The organism is Pseudomonas rhizophila (assembly GCF_003033885.1).
GTDB classification, from domain to species: Bacteria; Pseudomonadota; Gammaproteobacteria; order Pseudomonadales; family Pseudomonadaceae; genus Aquipseudomonas; species Aquipseudomonas rhizophila.
The window spans coordinates 4,617,853-4,633,716 of the sequence record NZ_CP024081.1; the positions used below are offsets into that span (position 1 = coordinate 4,617,853).

14 protein-coding genes are annotated in these 15,864 nt (G+C 59.8%); 5 read left to right on the top strand and 9 right to left on the bottom strand.

Annotated features, from left to right (window positions below; genetic code table 11):
- Positions 1-131: 131 nt before the first annotated feature.
- Both CRX69_RS21500 and CRX69_RS21505 read right to left on the bottom strand, forming a co-directional pair.
- Positions 132-1,139, bottom strand: a complete 1,008-nt coding sequence (locus CRX69_RS21500) for a TRAP transporter substrate-binding protein (protein ID WP_047225607.1) — start codon at positions 1,137-1,139, stop codon at positions 132-134.
- A gap of 119 nt (positions 1,140-1,258) precedes the next feature.
- Positions 1,259-2,179: a LysR family transcriptional regulator gene (locus tag CRX69_RS21505; protein ID WP_047225606.1), complete on the bottom strand. Its 921-nt coding sequence runs from the start codon at positions 2,177-2,179 to the stop codon at positions 1,259-1,261.
- A gap of 182 nt (positions 2,180-2,361) precedes the next feature.
- On the opposite strand from CRX69_RS21505, the gene CRX69_RS21510 reads away from it, so the two are divergent.
- The 4 genes from CRX69_RS21510 to CRX69_RS21525 all read left to right on the top strand — a co-directional run bounded on the left by CRX69_RS21510 (position 2,362) and on the right by CRX69_RS21525 (position 7,457).
- Positions 2,362-3,564, top strand: a complete 1,203-nt coding sequence (locus CRX69_RS21510) for a CaiB/BaiF CoA transferase family protein (protein ID WP_076384233.1) — start codon at positions 2,362-2,364, stop codon at positions 3,562-3,564.
- 58 nt (positions 3,565-3,622) lie between these two features.
- Positions 3,623-4,537 (top strand): hydroxymethylglutaryl-CoA lyase, encoded by a 915-nt coding sequence (locus CRX69_RS21515; RefSeq protein WP_076384231.1) that lies wholly within the window; start codon positions 3,623-3,625, stop codon positions 4,535-4,537.
- Between the two features lie 286 nt (positions 4,538-4,823).
- Entirely contained in the window at positions 4,824-5,279 is a 456-nt protein-coding gene (locus CRX69_RS21520; RefSeq protein ID WP_047225603.1) for a (2Fe-2S)-binding protein, read from the top strand.
- A gap of 42 nt (positions 5,280-5,321) precedes the next feature.
- On the top strand, positions 5,322-7,457 hold the full coding sequence (locus CRX69_RS21525; protein ID WP_107322816.1) for a xanthine dehydrogenase family protein molybdopterin-binding subunit: 2,136 nt from the start codon (positions 5,322-5,324) through the stop codon (positions 7,455-7,457).
- 11 nt (positions 7,458-7,468) lie between these two features.
- On the opposite strand, the gene CRX69_RS21530 is transcribed toward CRX69_RS21525, so the two are convergent.
- The gene (locus tag CRX69_RS21530; RefSeq protein ID WP_107322817.1) at positions 7,469-8,377 is read right to left on the bottom strand and encodes a LysR family transcriptional regulator; all 909 of its coding nucleotides are present in this window, start codon (positions 8,375-8,377) and stop codon (positions 7,469-7,471) included.
- Between the two features lie 231 nt (positions 8,378-8,608).
- Here CRX69_RS21530 and CRX69_RS21535 point away from each other — a divergent pair, with 231 nt between their 5' ends.
- Positions 8,609-9,103 (top strand): DoxX family protein, encoded by a 495-nt coding sequence (locus CRX69_RS21535; protein WP_047225600.1) that lies wholly within the window; start codon positions 8,609-8,611, stop codon positions 9,101-9,103.
- 81 nt (positions 9,104-9,184) lie between these two features.
- Here the strand turns inward: CRX69_RS21535 and CRX69_RS21540 are convergent, their stop codons facing one another.
- The 6 genes from CRX69_RS21540 to CRX69_RS21565 form a co-directional block, all read right to left on the bottom strand.
- Complete coding sequence (locus tag CRX69_RS21540) at positions 9,185-10,402, bottom strand: alpha/beta fold hydrolase (protein WP_240539563.1); 1,218 nt, start codon at positions 10,400-10,402, stop codon at positions 9,185-9,187.
- Positions 10,403-10,558: 156 nt separating this feature from the next.
- On the bottom strand, positions 10,559-11,563 hold the full coding sequence (locus CRX69_RS21545) for an alpha/beta hydrolase fold domain-containing protein (RefSeq protein WP_047225599.1): 1,005 nt from the start codon (positions 11,561-11,563) through the stop codon (positions 10,559-10,561).
- A gap of 84 nt (positions 11,564-11,647) precedes the next feature.
- Entirely contained in the window at positions 11,648-11,965 is a 318-nt protein-coding gene (locus CRX69_RS21550) for a DUF4387 family protein (RefSeq protein ID WP_047225598.1), read from the bottom strand.
- A 1-nt stretch (position 11,966) separates the two neighbouring features.
- The gene (locus tag CRX69_RS21555) at positions 11,967-13,334 is read right to left on the bottom strand and encodes an acyclic terpene utilization AtuA family protein (protein WP_047225597.1); all 1,368 of its coding nucleotides are present in this window, start codon (positions 13,332-13,334) and stop codon (positions 11,967-11,969) included.
- Entirely contained in the window at positions 13,331-14,359 is a 1,029-nt protein-coding gene (locus CRX69_RS21560) for a phosphoglycerate dehydrogenase (RefSeq protein ID WP_047225596.1), read from the bottom strand. Before CRX69_RS21560 ends, CRX69_RS21555 begins: the two co-directional genes overlap by 4 nt.
- 53 nt (positions 14,360-14,412) lie before the next feature.
- Positions 14,413-15,810 (bottom strand): OprD family outer membrane porin, encoded by a 1,398-nt coding sequence (locus tag CRX69_RS21565; RefSeq protein ID WP_240539564.1) that lies wholly within the window; start codon positions 15,808-15,810, stop codon positions 14,413-14,415.
- Between the last annotated feature and the right edge of the window lie 54 nt (positions 15,811-15,864).

The following is a 15,864-nucleotide window of genomic DNA, read 5'->3' on the forward strand; positions in this document are numbered from 1 at the left end:
TTATGCCCAACCCGTTCGGCAGCCCCAGGGAGATGGCCGGGATGTCAGTGATCACGATCAGAACCAGCAGCAAGGCAAACTTCGAGAGACGCCTTCGGCCACCCCGAACGGGCGACCGTGGCTGGGGAACTTCAGTTGGATTGGTTGGCCGCCTGGGCCGCTTCGATCAGTTCGGTACCGATCTGCGTTTCGAAGGCTTTCCAGGCAGGACGCACGGCGTTGCGCCAGGCATCACGTTGCTGTGGGGTCAGGCTGATGATCTCGCTCTTGCCCGAATCGATGATGCCCTGCTTGGCCTTCTGATTGAGCACCTCGGCCTGCTTGTTCACTTCGACAGTGACCTCATCGATGATCTGCTCCAGCTCATCGCGTACATCTGCCGGCAAACCATTCCAGAATTTGGTGTTGGCGATCAGCAGGTAGTTGCCGATGGCATGGTTGGACTCGGTCATGTACTTCTGCACTTCATAGTATTTCTGGGAATAGATGTTCGACCAGGGGTTGTCCTGAGCATTCACCACCCCCGTCTGCAGGCCCTGGTAGATCTCGGCGAACGCCATCTTGCGCGGCACTGCGCGCAATGCGCTGTATTGCGCGGCCTGCAGGTCAGAGGGCTGCACGCGGAACTTCTGCCCGCGGGCATCACTTGGCTTGACCAGCGGCTTGTTCGCGGTCAACTGGCGCATACCGTTGAGCCAGTAGGCCAGCCCGGTGATGCCCTTGCCTTCCATTGACCTGAGCAGCGCCTTGCCTTTGTCCGACTGTTGAAAGCGCTGCGCTGCCGCCACGTCGTCGAACAGGAACATCAAGTCGAACAACTGCAATTGCTTGGTGTACTGCTCCAGTTTCGAGGGTGCCGGCGCCAACATCTGCACCTCACCCAGCAGCAACGCTTCCATCTCCTTGCCATCGCCGTACAACGACGAATTGGAGTAGACCTGCACTTCGACTTTACCCGGCAGGCGCTCCTCCACCAACTTCTTGAACATCAGGGCGCCCTGCCCCTTGGGCGTGCTGTCGGCGGTGATGTGGGAGAACTTGATCAGAATCGGCTCGGCGGCCTGGACAGACAACGCACCGACCAGGGCAAAGCTGGCAAGCACCCCGGTCAGGCCACGACGCACGGATGGATACTTCATGGTGAGCTCCTATTGTTTTTGTTCGAGCGTTGGGGACGTATCCCCCTCAGTCCGTTTGGACTCTACCCCCCGTCCCTACGCCACTGAAATTCATATTTGAACAATGCTGCCTTCGGCTTTCACGAAGGCTCGACCATGGAAGCCTCCCGTTGTTCGCTGCTCATCAGGTGTTCGAGCATCTGGCGTGCCGTCATCGACAGCGCTTCCAGGCTGCGCACGGCAATCTTCAACTCGCGACGCGCCCAGGGATCGTCCAGCGCAATGACCTGCACATCGAGCGCCGGCAGATAGGTCCGCACGGCAAGCTCCGGCAGGATGCCGATCCCCATGCCGGTGTGGATCATCCGGCAAATGGCTTCGAAGCTGCGCACCTGGATACGCAGGCGCAGTGGCGTACCCAAATGACGCGCTGCCTGTTGCAGCAGGCCGTGCAACGAGGCGTCCTGCTGCAACCCGATGAAGTCGTAGCTGACCGCTTCGTGCAGGCTGATGCGGCTGCGCTCGGCCAGCGGATGCGCGCGTGGAGTGACCAGCACCAACCGATCGTGGCGGTAGTTGAACACCTGCAGTTCATCGGCGGGCACATGGCCGGCAAAAATGCCGATATCGGTAAGCCCTTCGCGCACCGCACGGATGGCTTCGCTGCTGACCCGCTCTTCCAGATCGATTTTGACCTGCGGGTGCAAACGGGTAAAAGCACTGAGGTCCTCGGGCAAGAATTCGATCACCGCCGAGGTGTTGGCGTGAATGCGCACATGCCCCTTGACCCCCTCGCTGAACTCGCTGAGGTCGGCATTCATCTGCGCAAGGTTGTCCATCATATTGCGCGCGTGATGCAGCAGCGCATGCCCGGCCGGCGTCAGTTCGACGCCCTTGGGCTGGCGGTAGAGCAAGGCGATTCCCAGCTGGTTTTCCAGGTCGCTGACCCGTTTGCTCACCGCCGCCAGGGCCAGGTGCTCGCGCTCGGCGGCCTTGGTCAGGCTGCGCTCATCGGCGATGGCGACAAACAGCTTGAGGGTGACGAAATCGATACGACGCATAGGCGCGGCCTCCTGTCAGTCGTGTATCACGACGTGCAGCACGATGAAGAACAGTTTCAAGGTTCTCACAGGTGGTACTTCGCAGGATACGAAGCCTGGCTTGGTCATTGATCAATTGTTCAGTCCATGGGCCTGAGCCATCCTGCCTGACAAAGAACAGCGCACGACCCAAAGGTGCAGACATGACAGAACAACACGCAAGCAGCATGGCGCTGCAGGGCCTGAAGGTCCTGGAGATGGGCCAACTGATCGCCGGCCCGTTCGCCAGCAAGATGCTCGGTGAGTTTGGTGCCCAGGTGATCAAGATCGAGCCGCCGGGTGTTGGCGACCCGCTGCGCAAGTGGCGCAAGCTCAAGGACGGCACCTCGCTCTGGTGGCATGTGCAGTCACGCAACAAGCAGTCGTTGACCCTCAACCTGAAAGCAGCGGAAGGTCAGGAGATTGTTCGCCGGCTGGTGGCCGAAGCCGATGTACTGGTCGAGAACTTTCGCCCCGGCACCCTGGAAAGTTGGGGACTGGGCTGGGACACGCTGTCGAAGATCAACCCGCGCCTGATCATGCTGCGCATCTCCGGCTACGGGCAGACCGGTCCCTATCGCGACCGCCCCGGCTTCGGTGTCATCGGCGAGGCCATGGGCGGCCTGCGTCACCTCACCGGTTATCCGGGTCAGGCACCGGTACGGGTCGGCATCAGCCTGGGCGATTCGTTGTCTTCCCTGTATGGGGTCATCGGCGTGCTTCTCGCTTTGCAGGAGCGCCAGAACAGCGGCATGGGCCAGTTCATTGACGTGGCGCTGTACGAATCGGTGTTTGCGATGATGGAAAGCCTGGTGCCGGAGTACGACGCCTGCGGATACATTCGCGAGCCCGCCGGCAGCGCTCTGCCGGGTATCACGCCGTCCAACTCCTACCCCTGCAACGACGGGCATTTCGTACTGATTGCCGGCAATGGCGACAGTATCTACAAACGATTGATGCACCTGATCGGCCGCCCGGATCTGGCCGAGGACCCGCGCCTGGCGCATAACGACGGACGCGGCGAACATGCCGAGCGCATCGATGCTGCCATCGCCGAGTGGACCCGGCAACGCGACCGGGACCAGGTCCTGGAAGCACTGAATCAGGCGTTGGTGCCGGCCGGTTTCCCCTACACCGCCGCCGATATCGTCAAGGACCCGCACTACCTCGCGCGCCAGATGATCGAGACCGTGCAGACCAGCGCCGGCGCGCTGAAAGTGCCGGGTGTACTGCCCAAACTCAGCCGCACCCCAGGGCGTCTCGGCGCCGGCGGCCCGCAATTGGGCGAGCACACCGACCACCTGCTGGCCGGTCTGGGCCTGAGCGGCGAACAGGTCCGCGGCCTGCGCGAGCGCGGCATCATCTGAACAAGGACGCGCCTGCAAAACAGCTTGCGCTCCTCACCGTTACCCGGAGAACCGCCCCATGAGCAAACGCCTGTACATCCAGGAAGTCGTCACCCGCGACGGCTTCCAGAGCGAAGCCCAGTTCATCCCCAGCGAAGACAAGATCGCCCTGATCGATCGCCTGGCACAAACCGGTCTGGCGAAGATCGAAGTCACCTCCTTCACCTCGCCCAAAGCGATTCCCAGCCTGCGCGATGCCGAAGCGGTGATGCGCGGCATCCGTCGCGTGCCAGGGGTGGAATACAGCGTGCTGGTGCCCAATGTGAAGGGCTGTGAGCGGGCATTGGCCTGCGAGGTTGACGAGATCAACCTGGTGATGTCGGCCAGCGACAGCCACGGCGTGGCCAACCTGCGCATGACTGCCGAACAATCGCTCGAGCAGTTCCGCCAGATCATTGCCGTCAGCCAGGGAAGCGGCGTGTTCATCAATGCCTCGTTGTCGACCGCCTTCGGCTGCCCGTTCGAAGGTCAGGTCGCCGAAGCGCGGGTCCACGGGCTGATCCAACGCTTGCTGGACATTGGCGTGCAGGGCGTGACCTTGTGTGACACCACTGGCATGGCCGATCCGGCGCAGGTCGCGCGCATCTGCCGTGAAGCCCTGGCGCGCTGGCCGCAGACCCCGTTTACCCTACACTTTCACAACACCCGAGGCATGGGACTGGCCAATGCCCTGGCGGCACTGGACGCCGGTATTGATCGTTTCGATGCCTCGCTCGGAGGGCTGGGCGGCTGCCCCTATGCACCTGGCGCCAGCGGTAATATTTGCAGCGAGGATCTGGTGCACATGTTCCAGCGCATGGGCCTGGACACCGGTGTCGACCTGGACAAACTGCTGGCGGCGGCGGCCACCCTGCCAACGCTGGTCGGTCACCCGGTGCCAGGGGCAATTCTCAAGGCCGGCAAGTCCGACCGACGCTATGCAAAAGCTCAATAGATACCAAGCCGGTAGCCTCGGGCCGAGGCTACCGCGCCGATAGTCGAGCGCCTCACCGCCCCCTCCAGAATCGGCCGATATTGTTATTGCGCCCTGCACAGACCATTCAAATCTGCTGGCTTTATAGCCGGAGCAGCTGCCTTGTAAGCTCCCTCTCGATCCCCATTGGCGACAAAGCCGGTGAGTGATTGCCGATCATCGATCCGGTTTGAGCGCGCCGGTATCCGTCGCCATCGGTGTCTTCAATGTCGCCACGGATCTTCTCTTCGCAGACTGGGAGTCAACGATGAAGCTACAGGTCAATGAACGCGAACTGGAGGTGGATGCGCCCGCCGATATGCCGCTGTTATGGGTCATTCGAGACCTCATGAACATGACCGGCACCAAGTTCGGTTGCGGTATGGGCCTATGTGGCGCCTGCACCGTGCATATCGACGGCTCGCCCCAGCGCAGTTGCATCACGCCGGTCGGTGCCCTGGCCGGTAAAAAAATCACCACTATCGAAGGGCTGTCAGCCGATATCAGCCATCCGGTTCAGCGTGCCTGGACCGAACTGGATGTGGTCCAGTGCGGCTATTGCCAGTCCGGTCAGATCATGGCCGCCGCTGCATTGCTGACCAGCAACCCTGCCCCCACCGACGCCGACATCGATCAGGCCATGGCCGGCAATCTATGTCGTTGCGGTACGTACCAGCGCATTCGTTTGGCAATCCACCGGGCCGCCGAACTGAGCAAAGCCTGACCCCATCCTCTCAGCCACCTTTCAGCCAGGGAGTGCTCTGCAATGAATGCCATGATTGTCTCTTCTCGTCGCAGTTTTCTTAAGTCCGGCACCGTGCTCGGCACTGGCCTGATTGTCGGTTTCACGGTGCCCGCTGGCAGACGCCTGATGGCGCAAGACCTGGAGTCCGCCGAATTCGCGCCCAATGCATTTCTGCGCATAGCCGCGGATGACAGCATCACCATTTTCCTGGCCAATTCCGAGATGGGTCAGGGGGTCTGGACCACCCTGACCCTGCTCATCGCCGAAGAACTGGACGCGGACTGGAGCACACTCAAGGTCGAGCATGCGCCGGCCGCCGCCGTCTATGCCAGTCTGCGGCGTGGGTTTCAGGGCACGGTCGGCTCTTCCAGCATTCGTGATGAGTTCGAGCGTTATCGCCGGGCGGGCGCAATGGCGCGGGCGCTGTTGATCCAGGCAGCGGCCATTCGTCTTGGCCAGGCCCCCAGCGCATTGCGCACAGAACATGGAGAGGTCATCGCCGGCAACACCCGTCTGCGCTATGGCGAACTGGCCGAACAGGCCGCCACGCTCCCGGTTCCAGATCCAGCGACGCTGCCCCTGAAAGATCCGGCAGCCTGGACGCTGATCGGCAAGGGCGCCTTGCGGCTGGACTCGCCAGAAAAGATCAGCGGTCGCGCGAAGTATGGCATCGACGTCCAGTTCGAAGGATTGCTCTGCGCCGTGGTTGCACGGGCGCCGATGCTTGGCGGCAGCGTCCGCGCCTTCGATGCGACCCAGGCCAAGGCCCTGCCCGGCGTACGCCATGTGGTTCAAGTCCCCAGCGGCATTGCAGTCGTCGCTGATCACTACTGGGCGGCCAAGCGCGGGCGCGATGCGCTGCAAGTGCAATGGGAAGCTGCAAGCGGCACCGTCATCCTCGACAGCGACCAGCAACGCCAGGATTTAACCGCCCTGACCCACACACCAGGTGAAGTCGTCACGCAACGCGGCGAGGTGGAGCAAGCCCTGAAGTCTGCCCGCAAGGTAGTCGAGATGGCGTACAGCGTGCCCTACCTCGCGCACGCCACAATGGAGCCACTCAACTGCACCGTGAAGCTCAGCGACGATGGCTGCGACATCTGGGTCGGCAGCCAGATGCAAACGTTCAATCAACGAACCGCGGCAAAGATCACCGGTCTTGCCCCTGAGCAAATCCGTATTCACACCACCTTCCTGGGCGGCGGTTTTGGCAGGCGTGCCCTGCAGGATTTCATCGCCGAAGCGGTGGAAGTCGCCAAGGCTGTGAATGTGCCGGTGAAAACCCTCTGGAGTCGCGAGGATGATATGCAGGGTGGTTACTACCGGGCAGCCTTCGCCCAACACCTGCGCGTTGCCTTGGGGGCGGACGGGCGACCGGTGGCCTGGTCGCAAACCACGGCGGGGCAATCGATATTTCCGGATGCGTCGGGCATTCACCCGACGTCTGTCGAAGGCATGAGCGACTCGCCCTACATCATGCGCAGCCCGGCCTATCGGGTCCAAGCGCACGCCCCTCGGTCAAACATTCCGGTGTGGTATTGGCGCTCCGTTGGGCACAGCCACAACGCGTTCGTCATGGAGAGCGCGGTGGATGAACTGGCACACGCCGCCGGACAGGACCCACTGGCGTATCGCCGCCTGCTGCTTGAATCGGACCCACGGCACCTGGGCGTGTTGAACCTTGCCGCCGAACGCTTCGGTTGGGGGCGCACGCCAGCACCGGGACGCGGCCACGGCCTCGCCGTGCATCAATCATTTGGCAGCTACTGTGCTCAAGCGGTGGAGGTTACCATCGAAGGTGGGAATATCCGCGTTCATCGCGTGGTGTGCGCGATCGACTGCGGCATCCCGGTCAACCCTGACAACATCAAGGCACAGATGGAAAGCGCTATTGTCTTCGGCCTCAGCGCAGCGCTGTTCGGGCAGATGAGCATCAAGGAGGGTCGTATCCAACAGTCCAACTTTCACGATTACCGGGTGCTGCGCATCAACGAAATGCCGCAGATCGAGGCGCATGTACTGCCCAGCACCGAGAGCCCTGGCGGTGTGGGCGAACCCGCGACGCCCCCCATCGCTGCGGCCGTGGCCAACGCGGTCTTCGCCCTGACGGGTCAACGCTTGCGCGAACTGCCGTTGCGTCCATCGAGCAGTACATGAAGCGAAGGCCTTCAGGTCAGCGGGCCAAAGCGTTCGGCATACAGGGCGCTCACCCACTCGACAAACACCTTGAGTCGTGGAGAGAGCTGGCGGTGATAGGGATACAACACCGAAATCGGGAGTCCGGGACTGGGCCAGCCACCGAGGACCTCGACCAACTCCCCTGACGCCAGGTATTGCTCCACGCGAAAGCGCGGCACCTGGATCAGTCCACAGCCGTTCAACGCACAGCAACAGTAAGACTCGGCGTCATTCACTGAAATCCAGCCCCCCGGCTCCAGCTCGACCACTTGGCCGTCAATGACAAAGGTGAACGGGTAACGTATGTCATGATTGCTGGCAAAGAAGCCCACGGCCTGATGTTCAGCAAGCTGCTGTGGAAACATAGGCGTGCCGTGTTCGGCCAGATAGCCGGGGCTGGCACAGACCACTTCAGGCATCAACGCCAGCCGCTTGGCCACCAGCGACGAATCACGCGGGTTACCGGCACGGACCACGCAATCGACGCCTTCGCTCACCAGATCCACCAGCCGGTCGCCGCAGCTGATGACCAGGTTGATTTGGGGATAGCGCCGATGAAAATCCTGGATGTTCGGCAGGATGATCCGAGTCGCATGGGTCCCGTGCAAATCCAGACGCAAAGTGCCGCGCGGATTCGCCACGACCGTGCTGAGTGAAGACTCGGCGTCCTCCAGATCTGCGAGCACAGCCTTGCATCGCTCATAGAAGGCCTGACCGTCGAGTGTCGGCCGCACCCGCCGGGTTGTACGCTCGAGCAGACGCGCACCGAGCTGCCGCTCCAGCTCCTTGATGGCCAGCGTAGCTGTGGCCCGCGGGATATTCAGACCGTTGGCGGCACGAGTAAAACTGCCTTGCTCGATGATGCGAATGAACAGTTGCAAGGCATCGAATTTATCCATCGTGTGACGCCCTTTTATTGGTGAGAGATGAACAGTCTTACCCGCGATGCCTGACTAATCCACCCCATCGAAGCAATCAGTATCACTTTCACGACGGTGCAAGGTCCAGCGTGGGCCGATTGTTTATGGGAGGTGAATGGTCATGGCAGCCCCGTCGATTTATCCATCGCCAGGAAGACACCACACTGTCCTCGTCAACCTTTTGATAAACGACTCCAGGACATCATTCAGATGAAACCGACATCTCACGCTCCCAATGCTGAACAGCCCTCGAAGCTGGTCGTCCCGGCCCTGGGTATTTTTTATCAATGGGGCGAGCCTCTCGCCTATGCAATGCTCCGGTTATGCCTGGGGATCATCATGGTGACCCATGGCTTGCCCAAGCTGTTGGGAACTTCACACGGCTCGATGGCGGATCCCATGGCGGGTTCGATTCACTTGATCGCAAACGTCCTGCACCTGCCATTCCCCGCGCTATTGGGCCTGTTCGTCGCCTGGCTTGAGGGTTTGGGTGGGTTGCTGCTGGCGCTAGGATTGGCCACCCGGCCGTTGGCGGTGGCGATGGCCATACAGATGGCGGCGATCGCTTACATCCTTGGCCCGAACTGGCCCTGGATAGACCGTGGCATCGAATACCCGGTGTTGATGGGCTTTCTGTTCACTTACATCGCCTTCAAGGGGGCCGGTCGTCACTCACTGGACCGCCTATGGGGGCGTGAATTCTGACGTCTGCGCGACGCTTATCGACCGGCATCGGCTGACAGTCGATAAGCACGGCGGTTAAATGAGCAACGGATTCACCCGTGTTCAATCATCGTTGAATGGAGCGCTCGGATTCCTTTCACCCGGCGCCCCAGGCCGCTGGATCGTGGCGCAGTTCGAATCATAGCCCTGCCCCTCGAGTTGGGCGCGTGCAAAAGCAAACGCTTCATTCAACGAGCCATGCATCACCCCATCATGCCCCAATCCTTCATAGGTTTGCCAGGTGACCTGGTTTCCAGCCGCGCACAGCGCCGCCGCCACCGCGTACTGTCGTACCGGGGTGATGGTCTCATCGGCCTGGCCGGTGGCAATCAGCAATGGAAAAGCGATCGTTGCCTGGGGCATATCGGTCGTGGGCGTGCGCAGTGCGCTCAACGCTCGCGCACTGATGGTCAGCAACTGCGAAAACGAACCGATTTTCAGCTCCCGCGACTTGAGGGCAATTTCCCGCGTACAGCTTTGCCGGGCAACGTCGAGAAGCTGCAGCCCTTCAGGCGTCAGTAGGTCGTCTATTCGGGGCGCGTTGTCGCGTAACCCGCCAGTGGCCAACGACAGGAAGATCGTATTGGAATGGCGCGCCTCAAGCGCGATGGGCCCGTCGGGGAATGTGCTATTGGGCGCTGTGATAACCGCACCGAGAATATTGAGTTCAGGCGCATAGCTGGCGGCGAGTATCGACGCGCCCAGAGCGGCGCCGCCCCCCTGGGACTGCCCCGCCAGGAACGTGCGGTTGGCAATCACACCGGGCTTGAGTGCGCGGGCGGCACGGACCGCATCCAGGACAGAGCTGCCTTCGGCCTGCCAGACCGTATAAGGGTGAGGCCCTGGCCCACCCAGGCCTTGATAATCAGTGGCCACGACGGCGAATCCGCGCTCCAGCCAACGATTGATGTACGCAGCGTCACGCGCTCTGAACCCGGTCCACGAGGGCGCGCATATGTCGGCGATCCCCAGCGTACCGTGGGCCCAGGCCAAGAGCGGCCAACCTTCAGACGGAGCAGGACCGCTCGGCAGGAACAGCGTGCCGCTGACAGGCACCTGGCCTGAGTGCCAACGCTGGTCCGTGGAACTGTAGAGCATGCGTATGGTTTGCGCCGCGGCTGGCACCCGCTCCTGCGGTTTGAGCGTTTCGCTCCTCAGCAAGACACCGGGAACAGTGGGCATTGGATCCTGCCAGCGATAAAACGCAGAAAGCTCCATATCACCTGCGGCACGCCCGACCGGAAGTTCACCGGCAGCCATTGCGTTGAACGCAAGGGTCATGATGCTCCCAAGACAGATCCGCGTCACAAGTGAAGAAGCAAGGGTTCGAAGAATCAGCATTTAGCGTTCGCCTCATGATGAAGAAGGCCCCAGCACAATGGTCTGGAGGCCACGAGAGTCAGTGTTCAGGATCAGGATGACTGGCCGGACGGCGCACTACGCCAGTGCCTGACGCAACGCAGTGGCTTGGGTGAAAATCACATCCCGTACGACAGGTGCAACTTCATTGAATCGCAGGAACCCGTGGGTCATGTTCGCAAGGACTTCCAGGTGCGTCGCCACACCGGCAGCGTGCAACTTATCCGCCAGCTCACAGTTTTCGTCGTACAACGGATCAAGTTTTCCGACGATCAAGCGCACAGGCGGGAGCCCAGCCAGATCAGCGGTGATCGGCTGCACCCGCCAGTCATCTTCATCCTCGGCCAGGTAGCTCGCCCAATAAGCGCTCATCGTTTTGGCAGACAAGTTTTGCCCGCCATACCCACCGAGTCTCTGCCACGAATCGGAAGAAACGCCTCGGGAATAGGAGCCGTAGTACAGCATCAGCTGTCGCACCGCATCCATTCCAGCGTCGCGCAGCGCAAGGGCGGCGCCCAGGGCCAGATTGGCGCCCGCCGAGTCCCCACCCAGGGCATACCCCCGCACAGGACAATGAGTGATTGTCCCCAGGTTGATGACCCTGCTGACTATCGACACCACCTCGTTAAACGCCACTGGAAAACGGTATTCCGGCGAGAGGGCATAGCCGATGGACAACACCGCCAAGCCGCTGTCACGCACCAACTGGCGCAGAGGAGCGTCCCAATCGGCGAGTGCTCCGTGTCGAAACCCGCCGCCGTGACAATAGAACAGCAGCAAGGGCGTCTCATCGTCTTCCGGCCAATACAGCTTGCACGGAACAACCCGACAATTGACCGAAAACTCCAACATGCGCTCGCAGGACAAAGGCACACTGGGTCGCGACGCCCATGCGCTGATTCGTTGCAACTGCGCGCGAACCTTCTGAATCTCTCCTTCGACGACAGGAAGCAGACCCAGCTCGCGTAACGTCGCCGCGACGCTGACCAGGTCTGGATGAACCTCGTTAGGATCGACGAGCACCACGTCTGTCCCCTCACCGCCCACTTTCGGGTTGTCGCACTTCTCACCGAGCCTGGACATCGCCACCTCTGATTATCGGTTGTCTGCCGCCACGTTGAACAACGGCGCCATTAAGAGCCTGCCTTGATGAATGGCTGGCGCTGGTCATTGTTCGGATTCCAGGATCGCGTCCCTCACCATGAAGGCCCATTGCGCGCCGTGCATATCACGATCCTGCAGAGCCCCCTGCACCACGGGACGCGGCAGGCTGATCTTGATCACATTCAATGCATCGATCCGAAACACGCTGATCGACTCGACGGTCCGGCGAAAGAGCTGAGCAATGGCCGGCGCTTGCAGTTTCGGTTCGCCCGCCAGCTGGGCAAAAACATCCGAGTCCTGACAAAACACATCAATGGTCAAAGAAAAGGGGCCGGCGTTCTTGGAGCGGATTTCGTAGCCGAGTGCTTCCATGGTATTCATCTCACGCCGCCTCAATGGTTTTCATGTCAAATCGAAAAGGTGCCAACGGATTCGCCACGACCATCACATGGCTGAGCACGAACTCATAAACCACTCCCCGGTCCATCGAGGCTGGAGAGAATGGAAACGCATGGGTGGGCAGGTCTTTGTCACCTGGCAACGGGAAGTGCAACAGGTAAGGATTGAGCAAAGCGACGATGTCTTTCGTGCGTTCGGCAGTTGCGGAAGTCGCCAGGGCCATGACGCCTATTTCCACTGGGGTGGCGGATCGCGATTCAAAATCCCCCAACGCCGCGTTCTTGCCAATCGCGCGAAACTGCAGGTCGTAGTCGCCCGATCCGATATTCAGATGTTTTTCTATTCGCTGGCGCATCACCGAATCGAGACAGGCGAGCCATTCATCGAAGCGCTCAAGGTACTCGGTGTCCCGGACAATACTCATGACAACCGATTGAAACCCGCAAGGCGCCGCACCTTCCAGCTTGACGGTGTAGTCTTCACTGGGTTTCCAGATCGAGCCTTCTACCCGCACCGTTCGCTCGTCGATCGCGGTGTACACAGCCCCCTCGACATCCAGCACACCACCCGGCTCGACGAGCACGTAGGGATTGCTGTTCTCATAGAGCATGTGAGCCATCACCGATCGTGGCGTAAGCCGGGCACCCTCACCAATCGCCTCGATGGTGAATCCCGTTTCGTCAATGGTTGCCATGACCACGGCCTGGGCGGGTGTGGTGGTACAGGATGCGCCACATTCTAGAATCTTCCCGGCGTGCCAGGCGGCCCCTGGATGCCCCCCTCGCATGATCGGGAGCGACGCCATGACGGCGGTGTCCGTGGAGCGACCGGCCAGGATGATGTCCGCGCCTTCCTGGAGCGCATGAATGAAGGGTTCCACGCCCATGAGCGCGACTATTCGAGAACAGCGATCCACCAAGGCATCATCAATAAAATCAAGCTGCAGCGGTTTGATCCGCTTCTCCAAAAGTGCTGTTTTCACAGAACTTGCTGGCTGCTCGCTGTAGATGCCCGCGATACGTACGGTCTGCCCCAGCTCTGCCGCGACCTCCTCACAGAGCCCGCGCATCAAATCGACACCCGCGTCGGAACCACAGGTTCCGCAGCTGCCAATGATGAGCGGGATCCCCAGCTTTTCCCGGGCCTGCATGAAGACCCGAAGCTCTGCGCGCAATATCGAAGCAGAAGACTTCGTCGTGCCAGTACCGAGATAGTGCGGACCCGAGTCGGTGGACCCCGCATCCATTGCAATCACATCGGGACATTCCAGAAGCGCCTTCTCAAACGCATCTCTCGGGAATCCGGTGCCGATTGCACCCGTTGGCGTAAGCACCTTGATCTTGACGTTCATGTATTTTCCTTTGCAACGGTATGTCGACGGCCGTCTGCGATGACACAGTGCCCAGGCGGGCTCCGCCCTTCCAGGACCGCCACCACACACTGGGCTGCAATTAAATTGGTGCGATTCAAGCCTTCCACCGTAGAGGCGCCGGCATGGGGGGTCACGACCACGTTGGGAAGTTTGATGAGCTGCTCTGTCACTGCCGACAGTGAAGGGTCGGACTCGCTTTCGAACACATCGAGTCCTGCCCCGGCGATGTCTTCCTGTTGCAGGGCTTTCAACAGATCCGCGTCGCGCACCAGGCCACCTCGGGCGGTATTGATCAGCACGGCGCCAGCTTTCATCGACTTTAAAGCGCGGCTGTCAATCATTCCCCGGGTCTGCGGGTTAAGGGGGGCATGAAGCGTAATGAAGTCACTTTCCTGAAACAGGGTCTCCAGATCTACGAAGCAGCTCTGCCCCCCGTTGGCTTTTTGTGAACTGTCTGGGCGAGGGGCATAAATCAGGGGTTTGACTTCGAACCCGGCGAGGCGCAGCAAGACGCCTTTGCCGATTCTGCCCAATCCGACGATTCCGACCGTTTTGCGATACAGGTCACCGCCCAAGGGAATGCTCCAGTCGTTGGCAGACAGCCCCGCCTGACATTGTTTTAGCTTGCGACACACCGCGAGCATCAGCGCAATCGTATGGTCAGCGACACTTGCATCATTTCCACCGACGGCGATCGTTGCGACCTTTCCGGCCGCTTCCACCGCCACCGTATCAATGCGCTCATACCCCACGCCACGGCGGGAGATCACCTTGAGCCGAGGGAGCGAACCGAGCAGGCTGGCCGTCACATTCGCGTGCCCTAAAATCCACCCGTCAGCGTCAATCAGGAGGTCGATCAATTGCCGCTCACTCAAACTTCCGTCGGCAACTCCCGGCGCAAGTTCTGCGATGATGACTTCACAACCGCAATGCTTGAGAAAATCAAGGGTCGCCGAATCAAAAAAACGTTGTGTGACGACAACCCGATGACGAGTTTTAGGCATCGCGCACCTCCCGACATAGTTTAAATAACCCGTATTCCATGAGCACACTCCACTCAAAACGCATAATCCAGGTACACCCGGGCTTCTGAGCCATTGACAACGTTATTGGGTTGGGCGGAAACAAGCGCAACAAAATCCTGGTCGATTCTGTAATCGAGATAAATCAAACCAACGGAAAGGCCGGCGTACTCTTTGTCATCGAATCGATAATAAATGCGGTATTCGTTTTGCCTTTCCCAAACATCCGTCTTCTGACCACTGAACGGGTTCACGGCGTCAAAGTTTCCCTGCTTATAGAGCGCCATGACTTTAAACCCGTCCAATGACGCCCCCAGCAGCGAAATACCGCCCAGGTCGTACTCCGCCCCTACCTGCCAGGTTCTTTCACCATGATTGTTGAAATCGTTGCCGGAACGGGTCCACGCATCCATTCTCCCGTCCACGTTGTCCGCGTGGTCGAAATAGGCATAGCCCAGGTTGCCATTGCTCAGCTCGGCGTGTGTCTCGGAGAAGGAAACACCCAGGCGCAACTTATCGAGCAATAAGCCAAGGTTGACGTTTAACCACGTGGCCTCTTTATCATAGGCCGCGTCACCGGCGGACCAATCTTGCTCCCACAGTCGTCCCGCTTTTTGGAACTGATAATACTGAGTGTCTAAAATGATCCCTGCCGTTTCACCGATAGGTGCCTGCAGGGTCAAGCCATAACGGGTATTTTCATTGAAGTCCTTTGACACACCACGGGCATAGCTCAACTCAACGGCCTTCAGATCGTAGTTGACCCCATAGGTGTAGACGTTGCTTATTTCCTCACCCGACTGGCTTAGCAGCTTTCCGAACGCCTGCCTGTCCCGCGGAGAGCTTCGATCGATATAAGCCGCTTCGAAAGCCATCGTTCCGGGCAGCGGCCCGATGCCCATGTCAGTCAAGTTGAAATGGGCACGCGCGCCCTGATAGGAACCCGGCACGAGTCGCGTGTCATTGCTGACCAGGGTGCCCGCGTCAAATCGACCTCGGCCTATTTGTGAGTCTGCGTTCCATCCCTCGCCGACGTGGCGCAACTTCAAGTAACTTTGCCCGACTTTTGCAAAGCCACCGTTAGAACCATCGTCATTATCAAACAGGTCGCGGCTGTCCTGCTCGGAATCGATCATTGCCACACCGTACAAGGATGCATCAAAGCCTACGACGCCGCCCCAGTAGTTAGAGTTGTAATCCAGGATCGCGCCGACCCCTACCCCACCTAATTCGGAGCCGGTCGAAAACCCGCCGAAGCTGTCCTCAATCAGGTCGTTGGATATTCGCGTATTGATGTACATGGATCGAAGATAAGCATTCAACTTGCCTTCATGCTGAAATCTATCCGGATAGCTGATACTCGCAGAAAAACAACTGCCCGATGCAAACAGCGTAGCGAGATATGTCATTGCGACGGCTTTAGTCGATTTCATGATCACCTCAATTATTATTTTTATTTTTTCAATGAGCAGGCGTGAGCTGGCACT

What these genes read in the sequence shown, in the direction of transcription:
- CRX69_RS21535 (WP_047225600.1), top strand. Translation starts at nt 8,609, where the DNA reads ATGAAACCGACATCTCACGCTCCCAATGCTGAACAGCCCTCGAAGCTG.
- CRX69_RS21530 (WP_107322817.1), bottom strand. Translation starts at nt 8,377, where the DNA reads ATGGATAAATTCGATGCCTTGCAACTGTTCATTCGCATCATCGAGCAA.
- CRX69_RS21550 (WP_047225598.1), bottom strand. Translation starts at nt 11,965, where the DNA reads ATGAATACCATGGAAGCACTCGGCTACGAAATCCGCTCCAAGAACGCC.
- CRX69_RS21505 (WP_047225606.1), bottom strand. Translation starts at nt 2,179, where the DNA reads ATGCGTCGTATCGATTTCGTCACCCTCAAGCTGTTTGTCGCCATCGCC.
- CRX69_RS21515 (WP_076384231.1), top strand. Translation starts at nt 3,623, where the DNA reads ATGAGCAAACGCCTGTACATCCAGGAAGTCGTCACCCGCGACGGCTTC.
- CRX69_RS21560 (WP_047225596.1), bottom strand. Translation starts at nt 14,359, where the DNA reads ATGCCTAAAACTCGTCATCGGGTTGTCGTCACACAACGTTTTTTTGAT.
- CRX69_RS21565 (WP_240539564.1), bottom strand. Translation starts at nt 15,810, where the DNA reads ATGAAATCGACTAAAGCCGTCGCAATGACATATCTCGCTACGCTGTTT.
- CRX69_RS21525 (WP_107322816.1), top strand. Translation starts at nt 5,322, where the DNA reads ATGAATGCCATGATTGTCTCTTCTCGTCGCAGTTTTCTTAAGTCCGGC.
- CRX69_RS21545 (WP_047225599.1), bottom strand. Translation starts at nt 11,563, where the DNA reads ATGTCCAGGCTCGGTGAGAAGTGCGACAACCCGAAAGTGGGCGGTGAG.
- CRX69_RS21500 (WP_047225607.1), bottom strand. Translation starts at nt 1,139, where the DNA reads ATGAAGTATCCATCCGTGCGTCGTGGCCTGACCGGGGTGCTTGCCAGC.
- CRX69_RS21555 (WP_047225597.1), bottom strand. Translation starts at nt 13,334, where the DNA reads ATGAACGTCAAGATCAAGGTGCTTACGCCAACGGGTGCAATCGGCACC.
- CRX69_RS21510 (WP_076384233.1), top strand. Translation starts at nt 2,362, where the DNA reads ATGACAGAACAACACGCAAGCAGCATGGCGCTGCAGGGCCTGAAGGTC.
- CRX69_RS21540 (WP_240539563.1), bottom strand. Translation starts at nt 10,402, where the DNA reads ATGACCCTTGCGTTCAACGCAATGGCTGCCGGTGAACTTCCGGTCGGG.
- CRX69_RS21520 (WP_047225603.1), top strand. Translation starts at nt 4,824, where the DNA reads ATGAAGCTACAGGTCAATGAACGCGAACTGGAGGTGGATGCGCCCGCC.